The sequence below is a fragment of the Corynebacterium sp. CNJ-954 genome (assembly GCF_001942345.1).
Taxonomy (GTDB): Bacteria; Actinomycetota; Actinomycetes; order Mycobacteriales; family Mycobacteriaceae; genus Corynebacterium.
The window spans coordinates 1-12,790 of record NZ_MKKI01000015.1; the positions used below are offsets into that span (position 1 = coordinate 1).

The 12,790-nt window shown below is 66.3% G+C and carries 12 protein-coding genes; 8 read left to right on the forward strand and 4 right to left on the reverse strand.

What is annotated here, in order from left to right:
- The first annotated feature begins 248 nt into the window (after positions 1 to 248).
- Entirely contained in the window at positions 249 to 662 is a 414-nt protein-coding gene (locus tag BJF89_RS07190; protein WP_075813608.1) for a YccF domain-containing protein, read from the forward strand.
- 22 nt (positions 663 to 684) lie between these two features.
- Here the strand turns inward: BJF89_RS07190 and BJF89_RS07195 are convergent, their stop codons facing one another.
- Complete coding sequence (locus BJF89_RS07195; protein WP_075813610.1) at positions 685 to 1,347, reverse strand: response regulator; 663 nt, start codon at positions 1,345 to 1,347, stop codon at positions 685 to 687.
- Between the two features lie 53 nt (positions 1,348 to 1,400).
- A complete protein-coding gene (locus tag BJF89_RS07200; RefSeq protein WP_369803665.1) occupies positions 1,401 to 2,987 on the reverse strand; it encodes an ATP-binding protein in 1,587 nt (528 codons plus the stop codon).
- A gap of 270 nt (positions 2,988 to 3,257) precedes the next feature.
- On the opposite strand from BJF89_RS07200, the gene BJF89_RS07205 reads away from it, so the two are divergent.
- Positions 3,258 to 4,676 (forward strand): CitMHS family transporter, encoded by a 1,419-nt coding sequence (locus BJF89_RS07205; RefSeq protein ID WP_075813612.1) that lies wholly within the window; start codon positions 3,258 to 3,260, stop codon positions 4,674 to 4,676.
- A 7-nt stretch (positions 4,677 to 4,683) separates the two neighbouring features.
- Here BJF89_RS07205 and BJF89_RS07210 read toward each other — a convergent pair whose 3' ends face one another.
- Positions 4,684 to 6,849: an ABC transporter permease gene (locus BJF89_RS07210; RefSeq protein WP_075813614.1), complete on the reverse strand. Its 2,166-nt coding sequence runs from the start codon at positions 6,847 to 6,849 to the stop codon at positions 4,684 to 4,686.
- Between the two features lie 100 nt (positions 6,850 to 6,949).
- Between BJF89_RS07210 and BJF89_RS07215 the strand changes: the two genes are divergently transcribed.
- Complete coding sequence (locus BJF89_RS07215) at positions 6,950 to 7,624, forward strand: TetR/AcrR family transcriptional regulator (RefSeq protein WP_075813616.1); 675 nt, start codon at positions 6,950 to 6,952, stop codon at positions 7,622 to 7,624.
- Here BJF89_RS07215 and BJF89_RS07220 read toward each other — a convergent pair.
- Positions 7,617 to 8,876: a PspC domain-containing protein gene (locus BJF89_RS07220; RefSeq protein ID WP_158026046.1), complete on the reverse strand. Its 1,260-nt coding sequence runs from the start codon at positions 8,874 to 8,876 to the stop codon at positions 7,617 to 7,619. The genes BJF89_RS07215 and BJF89_RS07220 overlap by 8 nt on opposite strands.
- 136 nt (positions 8,877 to 9,012) lie before the next feature.
- Here BJF89_RS07220 and BJF89_RS07225 point away from each other — a divergent pair, with 136 nt between their 5' ends.
- The 5 genes from BJF89_RS07225 to BJF89_RS07245 are packed head-to-tail and all read left to right on the forward strand — an operon-like array spanning position 9,013 to position 12,747.
- The gene (locus BJF89_RS07225) at positions 9,013 to 10,296 is read left to right on the forward strand and encodes an ATP-binding protein (protein WP_075813620.1); all 1,284 of its coding nucleotides are present in this window, start codon (positions 9,013 to 9,015) and stop codon (positions 10,294 to 10,296) included.
- Entirely contained in the window at positions 10,293 to 11,042 is a 750-nt protein-coding gene (locus BJF89_RS07230) for a response regulator transcription factor (protein ID WP_304441331.1), read from the forward strand. The genes BJF89_RS07225 and BJF89_RS07230 overlap by 4 nt, the downstream gene beginning before the upstream one ends.
- Positions 11,043 to 11,060: 18 nt before the next feature.
- Complete coding sequence (locus BJF89_RS07235) at positions 11,061 to 11,381, forward strand: hypothetical protein (RefSeq protein WP_075813622.1); 321 nt, start codon at positions 11,061 to 11,063, stop codon at positions 11,379 to 11,381.
- Positions 11,382 to 11,413: 32 nt separating this feature from the next.
- Entirely contained in the window at positions 11,414 to 11,833 is a 420-nt protein-coding gene (locus BJF89_RS07240; RefSeq protein WP_075813624.1) for an SRPBCC domain-containing protein, read from the forward strand.
- Positions 11,830 to 12,747 (forward strand): nitroreductase family protein, encoded by a 918-nt coding sequence (locus BJF89_RS07245; RefSeq protein ID WP_075813626.1) that lies wholly within the window; start codon positions 11,830 to 11,832, stop codon positions 12,745 to 12,747. The genes BJF89_RS07240 and BJF89_RS07245 overlap by 4 nt, the downstream gene beginning before the upstream one ends.
- Positions 12,748 to 12,790 lie beyond the last annotated feature (43 nt).

Genomic DNA, 12,790 nt, shown 5'->3' on the forward strand with positions numbered 1-12,790 from the left:
TCGAGCTCGGCGGTGTTGATCTGGACGGAGTAGGTGGTGGCCAGAGAGGTGTAGCTCTCGCCGGTGGTGGGTTCGGTGGTGTACGTGCTGGTCATGGTCCCCTCCTTCGGATACGAACACTGTATCGCACAGCACGGACACGAAATCAACGAAAGCAAGATTAGTAGAACATGCGTTTGATAAATACCTGGAGAACACAGAAGGCTTACCCCGCTACGTCAGAGGGCAACTACACATAGAATCGTGGCATGAGCCTTCTCCGCATCGTCCTCAACATCCTCTGGCTGATCACCGGTGGTATCTGGCTGTTCATCGGCTACGTCGTCTTCGGTCTCATCGCCTGCATCTTCATCATCACCATCCCGGCAGGCGTCGCGTCATTCAGAATGGCCAGCTACGCCCTGTGGCCGTTCGGTCGCACCGTCGTCCGGAAGAACGGTGCCGGCGTCGGTTCGGGCCTGATGAACCTCGTGTGGTTCCTCGTGGCGGGCCTGTGGCTCGCGCTCGGCCATATCGCCACGGCCGCCCTCCAGGCGATCACCATCATCGGACTCCCCCTCGCCTGGGCAAACCTCAAGATGATTCCCGTCACGTGCTTCCCGTTCGGTAAGGCCATCATCGCGGACTCCTCGACCAAGGTCATCCCTGCACCAGGTTCCTGACCCCTGGGCGCCGGTCAGCAGCTCACCACCCCGCGCCGCTCGAGCGGGCATACAGGTGTTCCGGACGTCCGGAACTGCCGTAACGCAACCGCACGGTCACCACGCCGCGTCCCGCCAACGCCGACAGCCGCCGCTGGGCCGTCGCCCTGGACACACCGGCCACCTCAGCCACCTCGGCGGCGGACCGCTCCTCCGTCCCGAGCGCGTCGAGAACGAGGTCCTCCGTGGTGTTGCCCGCCGCCGTCACCGGCTGTGACGTCCCGTGCATCACGGACAGTGCCCGGTCAATCTCCTCCTGTTTCAGCGGATGGGGCGTTGTCATCGTCTTCCGGAACCTGCCGAACCGCTCCAACCGGTCGACCAGCGACTGACGGGTGAACGGCTTGACCAGGTACGCATGGACACCCGCAGTCAGTGCGCGACGGACCGTGGCCGACTCCACCGCCGCAGACAGGACGAATGCATCCGCCCCACTGCCACGCACCAGTTCAATGCCGTCTCCGTCAGGCAGGTAGACGTCCGCAAGGATAAGGTCCGGCGACTGCACGGCCATCACCGACCGCGCCTCCGCACAGGTCCCCGCTGTCGCCTGCACCTGGAATCCCGGTACTCCGGAGACGATGTCCGCATGGATTGATGCGACACGGAAGTCGTCGTCAACGACGAGAACACGCATGTCACGCATGCTACGTGCACCTTGTCGGGGCTTCCGCTGTTCCGGCGGTGTGGAGTTCGACGTCATTGATGTTCCTCGCTTTCAGCACCTTCGGGGGTCTCGTCTGTCATGTCGTCCGGTCCCGTCGCGAATACTCCGGGAAGTCTCACGCCGAACACCGCACCCTGCCCCGGGACCCCACCGCCAGGGTCAATGATCCACAGGGTGCCGTCGCGGCGTGCCACCAACTCCCGGGTCAGGGCGAGACCGATACCGTGACCGTGGACGGCGTCGACGTCCGGTCCGGCTACTGCCTCCCCGCCACCGGACAGCCCGTCTCCGGAGTCCGACACGACCAGGGTGAGAGCACTCCCATCCTGCATGGCCGTGACGTCGACCCACGGGTCGTCGCCATCTGCGGCCAGAGCCGCAGTGACCGCGTTGTCCACCAGGTTACCCAGCACCGTGGCAACATCCTCCACAGCTCCCGGACCGTCAATGTCGTCGATGACAAGCGTCTCCTCCCCCACCCGCAGACTGACGCCTCGCTCACTGGCCTCCATCGCTTTACCGCCCAGGAACGACTGGAGGAACGGTTCGCGGAGCAGCTCGGCACCCTGCAGCGGAAAATCCACGGGCCCCCTGTCCGCCATGTCCTGGAGGAAGGATCGCGCATCATCCACCCGCCCGGCGTCGAGAAGCCCCGATGCCGCGTGTATCCGGTTGGCGAACTCGTGCCGCTGAACACGGAGCGTGGACCCCATGGCCTGCACCGTGCCCAGTCTACGGGTGAGCGCAGCGAGATCCGTCCGGTCCCGCACGACGACGATCGTCCCGAGGTAACGTCCGGCCCTCGTGACCGGACGGGCGTCCAGATAGAGAACCCGGCCACCGACGACCACGTTGTCGAAGGACACAGAGTGCGCGTACGCCTGAGGGGAATGACCGAGATGCTCAAGCTCCTCGGTCACCCGGGACGGCAGACCGAGGTCCCTCACCGAGGTGTTGCGGGCCCCGTCGACACCGACCGGGTCAATACCGAGCAGCCGCGACGCCACCTCGTTGAAAACCTCGATGCCTCCGTCCGGGTTCACCGACAGTACGCCGTCCTCCACCCCGTCCAGGACCGCCGACTGGTGGCGGACGAGCTCCACCAGGTCCTCCGGCTGAAGACCGAGCGTGAGTCGTTCCCAGCGCCGTTGCATCAACACACTGGCGACGACACCGATAAGGAGTGCAATCACTCCGGCCGCACCGACGCCGACCAGGACCAGGGGCAGGTCGTCGAAGACGCTCGCCCGCCGGAAACCCACGCTCACCTCCCCCACCGGCGCGCTGTCGGAGACGTCCCGCGCCGAGTCGTCGGGGGCGTACACCGGCACTTTTGCACGGGCGGAATGCCCGAGGGTACCGGTTTCCCAGGCAGTCACCTCCTCACCGCGCAAGGCGGCCTCGTGGTCCGTACTGACCTGCTGCCCGATCCGTTGCGGGTCCGGGTGAGCCAACCGGATCCCGTCGGCATCGGTGATGACCACAAAGAGAGCACCTGTACGGGTCTCGACACCCGCAGCAAGATCGGCCAGCCGTCTCTCGGGATCACCCGTGGGCACCTCCGCGCGGACAGAGGGGTCCTCCGCCACGGACCTCGCGATGTACACCGCGGAGTTCATCGCTCCCGCTTCAGCCGCTCGACCGACAGCCAGGAGAAGATGCCGGAGCACACGGCCACGACGGCAAACACCGTCAAAAGCTGCAGGAGAAGAACTTTCGTTGAAAAACGCACGTCAGGAAGTCTACGGCACGACTTTCAACCGCAGTGAGCACAATGCGCACAAGTCATTGATTGCACACAAGATGATCTAACGCACACAACCATCGCTCTGTGTCCCCGGTCACTTTAGGCTCACTCTGTCCGGTCAGACACACCTGAAGGAGATGCGATGACCACCGCAGACAGTCTGCTGCTGGCGGCAGACTACGACCTGAGCCACACACCGTCCGACGGGATCCTCGTCGCCCTCGGGTTCCTCATGATCCTCACGTTCATGGCGCTGATCATGACCAGCCGCATGACCCCGATGCTGGCCCTGATCCTCGTGCCCACCATCTTCGGCCTGATCGGCGGCGCCGGTTTCGGCATCGGTGACATGGTGATGGACGCCGTCAAGGACATGGCGCCGACAGCGGCCCTGCTCATGTTCGCCATCATGTACTTCGGCATCATGATCAACGTCGGACTGTTCGACCCGTTGATCACGTGGATCACCCGGATCCTGGGCAACGACCCCGCCAAGATCGTCTTCGGCACCGCCGTCCTCGCCGGTGTCGTCTCGCTCGACGGTGACGGGTCCACGACCTACATCATCACCACCTCAGCGATGCTCCCCCTCTATCTCCGCCTCGGGATGAGCCCGGTCATCCTGACCTGTGTCGCCGGTCTCGTCAACGGCACCATGAACATCGTCCCGTGGGGCGGCCCCACCGTGCGCGCCGCGGCCGCCCTCGGGGTCGAGCCGTCCGAGGTCTTCGTCCCGATGCTGCCGTCCCTGGCCGCAGGTCTCGTCATCTGCTTCGTCTTCGCGTGGCTCATGGGACAGGCGGAACGCAAGCGTCTCGGACGCCTCGAAACGTCCCACCTGACCGGGATGACGGACCGTTCCGGCACGGAGACCGCCGGCGGGTCCATGCACACGTCGATGGCCGACACCATGCTCGACCCGAACCGTGCCACACTGCGACCGAAACTGCTGTGGTTCAACCTCGTGCTCACCATCGTCGTGATGGTCCTGCTGGTGGCCGACCTGTTCCCGCTGGCCTACGTCTTCATGGTCGGTGCCGCGATCGCCCTGACGGTGAACTTCCCCCGGCTGAAGGACCAGGCCAACGAGATTGTCTCGCACTCCAGTTCCATCGTCGCCGTCGTCGGCATGGTCCTCGCCGCCGGTGTCCTGGTGGGCGTGCTCGACGGCACCGGCATGGTCACCGCCATGGCGGAGTGGATCACCTCGATCATCCCCGATTCCCTCGGCGGGTACCTGGCACCTATCACCGGCCTGCTGTCGATGCCGATGACCTTCTTCATGTCGAATGACGCCTTCTACTTCGGTATCCTCCCCGTCCTCTCTGAAAGTGCCGCACACTTCGGGATCGAACCGGTGCAGATGGCCCAGGCGTCGATCACCGGACAGCCGGTCCACATGCAGTCCCCCCTGGTCCCCGCGATCCTGCTCCTGGTCTCCCTGGCCAATGTCGACCTCGGTGCCCACCACCGCAAGGTGCTGTGGCGGGCGGTCATCGTCTCCCTGGTCATGCTGGCCGTCGGCGTCCTCGTCGGGCCGATCCCGTTCCACGTCGGTTAGACGCGGCTCAGGAGGCGACCGTCTGCCTTTCTCCGGCGTCGGCGTCCCCGGATTCATCGACACCGTCCCCGTAGATCGGGACGGTGATCTTCTCCGTCTCGGTCCGCAACGGCTTGACCTTGTCGATCACCGCCACGGCAATGAGAGAGACCACTCCCCAGACCGCGAAGGTCAGGATGCACGCCCCGACGATGTCACCGCCGAAGTAGAGGATCGAGCGCACCGACTCCACCGCCGCCGCCATCGGCAGGTACTCGTGCAGATGGACGAACAGGGCAGGCTCCATGTAGATGGACAGCGCTCCCCCGGACGCAGGAATACCGAGGAACATCAGGATCCCGACGATCGGGAGGATCCCCAGCAACCCGAAGAGTCTCTCGAGCACGGTGGCGAACATGGCGCAACAGAAGATGGCGATGACACCGGTGGCGAAGAGCTGCCAGAAGTGCCCCGAGACCGCACCGACGACAGGGCCGGCGATCACCCACACCACCAGGGACATGAACACCGCGTAGCCGGCGACGATCGGCAGGAGTTTACGCAGCGGTCTGCTGGACGGGGCGGCATTGGCACCGACCACGATCACCATGAACCCGGCCATGATCCAGCCGATTGCAACATACAGGCTGACAGTGCCCATGGAATCACTCTCGGGCAGTGGAGCCACGTCATCGACCGTGTATTGCATCCCCTGGGCCTCGGCGATCTGGCTGAAAGCCGTCGAGATCGTCTGTGCGGAACTCATTCCCGCTGCCTGATTGGTGACAACCGTCGCCTCGGGCGCGCCGGACGACGGCAGGATGAACGCGCCGGCGACGTCACGTCCCTCGACCTGGCTCCGGGCTTCGTAGTCGGAATCGACCACATGGAAGTCGAACATGCCCGGCATCCGCTCATCCAGCCCGTCGGCCAGTTCCTCGGCCTGCTGTTCGGTCTGCCCCACGACCGCCACAGGCATGTCCCTCGGCTCAGGCGACTGCATCGTGCCGAGCATCGCGGAGATCATCATCACGACCATCGCCAGCGGGAAGAACAGCAGGGTGGCGTACTGCCAGAACCTGCTCTTCGGGCGGGGGCCACCATGCAGCGACGGCATGTTGAGCACCGCGGTACGCGGACGCTTCCCCTTGCGTTGCTTCGTCCAGTCGAGCAGCGCGGTCAGCAGGTACCCCGCGGCTCCACCGATAATCAACACCCACAGGTGCGGCCATACCCCGTCACCGTTGAAGTACAACACGGAGCGTAGTGCTTCACCGATCGCCGGTGTGGGCAGGAAGCTGTGCAGTGCCTGGTAGAAGGTCGGCACCATGTACAACGACACGCTCATATTCGACGACGGAACACCGAGCACCATCAACAGCAGCATCGCCGCCAGCACAGCCATCGGCCCGAATATCCTGGTCAGGAACATCTGCACCATGCTGATGGCGAACACTCCGAGCCAGGCGATCCCCATCACCGCCCAGGCGTCGGACGCGGTCACCACGCCGAGAACCGGACCGGTGATCACCCAGACCAGCGCCGCGATCAGGGCCGACCATCCGGCAAGGATCGGGACGGCCCGTCGCTTCAGCAGAAGCAGCTGCGGAGCATTGGACAGGGTGATGCTCAGTGGCAGGTAGCCGGCCATCACCAGCGCCGTGGTGAGGAACATCGCCCCCAGGCCGGCACTGTCATTGTCGGGCAGGGGCACCAGGTCCTCGGTGGCGACATCCAGTCCGCTCCCGGCAGCGACCGGTGTCACCAGCTGCTGGACGGTGGAGGACTGGGTCGCGCCTGCGGAACTGGCGGTGTACACGGTCGCCGTCCCGTCCTCGATGACCACCGCAGCCGGGGTCTCGCGACTCTCCACCCGGTCCCGTGCCTGGTCGGCAGCGTGGTCTCCGTCGATGGTGGTGGCTTCGACCGTGTCGCCGTCGGCGGACTGCAGTGCCTCGACGAACTCCCCCGCGTTCTGACCTGCCACCACGACAGGCATGTTGTGAGGTGTCGGCGAGTGCATCGCGTAGAGGTATCCCCACGTCATCATGCCGACCATCATCAACGGCATGAGGAACATCGCCACATAGCGACCGATCTTCTCGGCACGTTCCCGCTTCAGTGCCTTCTCGTCCTGGCCGCCGTCCTCGTGCTGCTCATCCGTCTCCGGTGGTTCCCGGTGCTCTGTGGTCACGGACTACTCCTCCTGGCGAAAGTTCCTTGGACTGACCCGCAGAGTCTACGTCACGTGACTTAATTTCCAAACCGTCGGGAACCCACTAAGGTTGACCGGCATGGGACAGCACGGGGACAGGGCACGCGCCACCTTGATGGACGCCGCGGAGGAACTCTTCGCACGCCACGGTCTTGATGCGGTGTCGAACCGGGCAATCGCCGAGCACGCCGGCACCGCGAACCATTCCGCCGTCGGCTACCACTTCGGTGGGCGTGACGGCCTGCTGAGCGCTCTGCTGCACCGTGGACGTCCGGCGATCCTCCACCGCCGGCAACAACTGCTGGACGGTCTTTCTGAACCTCCCGCCCTGACCGACGTCGTGACCGCGCACGTCCTCCCCTGGATCGAGTCCTTCGCCTCCCTCCCCGTCCCCAGCTGGCGTGCCCGTTTTCTCCGTCAACTGTCGGCGACGCCGGCACTGCCGGCAACGATCGGGGACGAGGACGACCAGTCACTCCGGCTGGACAAACTCCTCACCCCTGACATCCCCGAACTCACGGGCGTCCCCCGACCCGTGCTGTACAACCGCGCCCGGATGGTCGACGGAATGGTACTCGGCACCGCCGCGGTGTACGAGGGCCACTGCGAGCAAGGGAAGGCACGGGGTTCCTGGCCCGCCGTCGGCTACTTCCTCATCGACGCGGCGAGCGGGATGCTCTCCGCCTCCGTCACCCACCCGGTGGACTTCCTGACCCCCGACGGTCCTGATCCGTCAGGGATCACCCTCAGCTGACCTGGTCGAACCGGACCTCGGACATCGTGGCGTTCACGTTCACCGTCACCGTGTGTTCGGTGTCCCCCCGGCCTTTCACGAGTGTGTTGTCGAAGGTGTCGCAGTCGACGTCACTCATCGTCAGCGATTCGCAGTTCAACCGGACCCGGTAGGACGGTCCGTCCGTGGTCTCCGGGAAGATCATCCCCACCGACCCCATGGTGGTGGTCAGGTCGATCTCACTGTCCTGGTCCACACTGACCCCGCTGAAGTCCAGGGTCGGGGAACTCATCGTGTAGCTGTAGTCGCGGTAGTCGTCCAGCGTCCGGACATTCTCCGTCCCACCGGTGAAGGTGCCGGAGGTGGAGCCGCCGTCCACCGAGGTGATGCCGCCCCACCGGGGGAACAACACCGCTCCCAGCGCGATGACACCGGCGACGAGGGCGAGGACGATCGCAAGTACCGCGGCGACGATCAGTGCCTTGAGCCCACGGCGCTTCTTCTTCGGTCCTCCGGACGCCTGCCCGGCTTCGGTGGGGTCGGGCTCACCGGGGTCCGGCAGGTCCCAGGCGAACGGCGCCGTCCCCAACGGATCCCATGACGGGGGCTGGGTGCGCGGAGGTTCGAAACCCGGCGCGGCGGCGACACCGCCCAGGTCGATCGTCGGCGACTGCCCGTCCGGGGTCGTCGTGGCACCTGCGGAGGACTCGTCCGGCGCGGTGGGCGTACCGGGCACAGTGGGTGACGGCGACCGGTGGTCGTCCCGGTCGAGCAGACCGGCGGGAGCCACCGGCTGGCGTTCATACAGCAACCACCAGGCCACCCCGGTCAGTGCGGCGGACACCACGAGGCCGGTGAGGGTGATCCCGCCACTGAAGATGCCCCCGAACACCAGGAACACCGCTCCGACGATCAGCGTCCCGACTGCCAGGGAGCGGTCCTCGCCGTAGCGGGGGTCCCGCTCTCCGCGGACCAGCACGTCCAGCGGGGTTTTCGGGACGGTGTAGCGGCGCAACACCAGCAGGGCGATCCCGTAGACCCACACGCCGACGCCGCCGAGGAAGGCCGTCAGGACGAACACCAGCCGCACCAGCAGCGGCGAAACCTGATAGCGCACGGCGATGCCTTCACAGACCCCGAAGAACCAGGATCTGGTCGACTGACTGCGCGGGAAGCGGACGGGGCGGGTCTCCCACATCCGGCGGACGGTGGACTCGAAGGTGCCCCGGGGAGTGCCCGTGCCCGGGGTCGTTGACTGTGTGCCGTAACTCATGGTCCCCATTCTTCGCGGACCTCCAGCCAACCACATCGGGGATGCCCCGGATATCCACCCTGATCCTGTCGTCCACTCCGGATCTCAGGGTGGTCCCCGATACCCTGAGGCGTCCGGTCCTGGCAGTCTTGGACACATGTCCCACCTCCCCGTCCCGAAAGGACGCCCCGGCGCACCGGCCCCGGACCTGTTCCGTGTCGCCGACGGCAAGCTCATCGCCGGGGTGTGTACCGGCCTGGCCGCCCACCTGGGTGTACGGCTCACCGTCGTCCGCCTGGTTTTCGCCGTGGCGAACGCGGTCGCGGGCGTCGGTGTGATCGCGTACGGCGCGCTGTGGGTGTTCACCACACGCGTCGGGTCGGCCAGTGAAGCATCCACGGCCGCTGCCACCTCCTCCGCCCGTCACCGCGGGCTCGACCCGGGTCTCGTCAACCGCCCCGTCGCCGGAGTGGACCGGCTCCTGGCGGTACTGGCCGTCGTCCTGTTCCTGGCCGGCGCAGCGACCAAGCCCCAGGTCGCCGTGAGTGCGCTGCTGTTGGCCGGCGGAGTGCTGCTGGTGTGGAGGACCTTCGGGCCGAATGCCCTCGCCGGGGGCCCCGGGCACCAGGGGCCGCCGAGCCGGGTGCCGGGTGGTCTGCAGTGGGCGAGCCTGGTCGGTGGCCTGGTGCTGCTGGCCATCGGTATCGGCTACACCGTCTTCGGCATCCGGATCGACGAGGCCGCCTCCGACGGCTCCGGCGGGGTGATCATCCCCGCCCTCATCGCGGCAGTCGCCCTGATCCTCGGGCTTGTCGTGGTCCTGATCCCCCTGTGGCTACGCCTGTGGTCCATGGCGAACACCAGCGCCCGTGAACGCGCCGCCGAGGAAGAAAGAGCACGTATCGCCGCCCGCATCCACGACTCCGTCCTGCAGACGCTCACACTGATCCAGAAGAAGTCCGCGGAACCCGAGATCGCGCAGATGGCCCGCAGCCAGGAGCGCCAGCTGCGCCAGTGGCTCTTCGCCCCGGGCGAGTCCGTGCGTACCGAGACCCTGTTCGGCGCGTTGCGTGTCGCCTGTGGCGAGGTCGAGGACACCTTCGGCGTGCAGATCCGCCCGGTCATCGTCGGCGAGGACCGCGACACCGACGACGCCTCCGTCGCACTGCTGCTCGCCGGACGTGAGGCGATGGTCAACGCCGCGAAGCACTCGGGCTGCCAGGAGGTCAACGTCTACCTCGAGGTCTCCGACGACGGCGCGGTGGAGCTGTTCGTCCGCGACCGGGGTCCCGGTTTCGCCGTCGAGGACATTCCCGACGACCGGCAGGGGGTGCGCTCGTCGATCCTGGACCGGATGGACCGCGTCGGCGGTAGCGTGGAGATCGACTCGGGGCAGTTCGGCACCGAGGTCATCCTGACGTTGAAAGGACAGACACGGTGACGGAGGCTGAAGCTGGTGGGAACGCGGATGCAGTGGCGGTGTTCCTCGTCGACGACCACTCGATGTTCCGCACCGGGGTGCGGGCCGAGCTGACGGGACAGCCGGAGATCCGGATCGTCGGAGAAGCCGGTTCCGTCGGCGAGGCGGTCGAGGGTATCCGGGAGACGGCGCCGCAGGTCGTGCTGCTCGACGTCCACATGCCCGACGGTGGGGGCCTACAGGTGCTGCGGCGCCTGCAGGACAGCACCGACGGCACCGACGACGGCCCCCGGTTCCTCGGTCTGAGCGTCTCGGACGACCCCACAGACGTCATTTCCCTGATCAGGGGCGGGGCTAGGGGCTATGTCACCAAGAACATCAGTGGCCAGGAACTCGTCGACAGTATCCTGCGGGTGCATTCCGGTGACGCGGTGTTCTCCCCACGCCTGGCCGGCTACGTCCTCGACGCGTTCACCGCCGACCCCGCGGAGGAACCCCGGGCCGGCGACGTGCCCGAAGCATCCGACAGCGTGGAGCCGTCCCCGCTCCCCGACGACGCCGACCAGAGCGTCCTGTCGACGCTGACGCCACGGGAGAAGGAGGTCCTGCGTCTCCTCGCCCGCGGCTACACCTACCGGGAGATGGCCGAGAGGCTCTTCATCTCGGTGAAGACCGTGGAGACCCACGTCTCCAACGTCCTGCGGAAGACCCAGCAGACCAACCGACACTCCCTGTCACGGTGGGTGTCCGACAACAGACTGGGATGAGAGTGTAGAAGTGGGGGCATGAGCAACCGGCAGTCCAGCAACACCAGCAACACCAGCTACACCGTCAACGTCGTGAAACAGGACCGTGACAACCTCGACGCCCGCGACGTCTCAGACGACACCACCGACGTCGAAGCGGCGGGCACGACCTGGTGCGCCGCCGTGGTGGGCGTGGACGGTGCCGTCGTCTGGGGAGATGACTTCGAGGACCTCGAGACCTCCGTCCGCGCGAAGCTGGCTGAACTCGTCGGCGGACACGCTGGCGACGAGCCCGAGCTCACCTGGCAGATCGACAGCGGCATGGCGGCGTCCCGCCAGGTGCCGTTGAACCCGATGTGACGACAGCGACGACAGCGAACACGAGGACACGCATGGATCCTGCGACGATCACACTGACCGTGCAGCTGCCGACGACGCCGACCCGGGCGTTCCGCGCGCTGACACGCCCGTCACAGCTGCGTCGTTGGTTCGGTGACGTCCTCGACTACGACCGTTCACTGCTCGTGTTCGGTGCCGGCCGACAGCTCACCTTCATCTCGGACGGGACGATCGGACAGGGTCAGGTGACCGTGTTCCGTCCTCCGTCGGTACTGGAGTACAGCTGGAACAGCGAGACCCTCCGCTTCGACCTCGACTCCGAAGGGGAGGAGACCTCACTGACCTTCACCACCACGATTCACGGCGCCGAATCCACGGCCATCGCCGATGCCGCACGCCCTGAATGGGAGGACGCGCTGGAACGCCTGCGCACCATGTTCACGGACCCCGCCGACGCCGGAGGAGTTGAATGACCGAGCACCCCACCCCGGACCACCGCCTCACCGAGCGCTACGGTCAGCCGCAGCCCTGGTCCCCGACCGAGTGGAATGACACCCTGGAGACGATCACCGCACACCGCTCGGTGCGTCTGTGGCAGGACCGGGAGGTTGACGACACCGTGCTGTCGACGATCCTGGCCGCCGCGCAGTCCGCGCCGTCCTCGTCGAACAAGCAGACCGTGTCAGTGGTCGTCGTCCGGGACCACGCGGTGAAGGAGCAGCTGGCGGGCATCGGCAAGCGGATGTCGTCGCACGTCGCCACTGCGCCGGTTCTCCTGCTGTGGCTGGTGGACTTCTCCCAGATCCGTTTCCACGCCACGCAGGCGGAGCAGGCCGCCGAGACCGGGACGCCCGGTGACGCCACGGAGATCCACGGCGTGTCCTCCCTGCCACCCCACGACCTCGGGTCGCTGGACTACCTGGACGAGCCCGTGACCTCCGTGCTGGACATCGGGATCGCCTCGCAGACCGCCGCGGTCGCCGCCGAGTCCCTGGGACTGGGCACGGTGTACCTTGGCTCGATGCGCAATGACATCGGCGCGGTCCAGGAGATCCTCGGTATTCCGCAGGACGTCGTGCCGTTCCTTGGCCTGGCGGTGGGCTACGGCGATCCGGAGGAGAATGCCGGGGTGAAACCGCGCCTGCCGATGGAGCTGGTCGTCCACCACGACCGGTACAACGCGCGGTCCGACGAGGCCGGTGCGCAGGAACGGACCCGGCTGCTCGCCGACTACGATGAGGCGCTCGCCGACTACTTCGCCCGCTACGGGCAGCATCCGAGGTGGTCCGACCAGACCCTGCACCGGGTGTCGCAGAAGGCAGCGACGAAGACGAAACGCCACCTGATCCGCCAGTTCCTGGAGAAGGCGGGGTTCGGGTTGAAGTGACGCTCCCTGCCATCGACGTCGGCATCAGCATCAGCATCAGCAT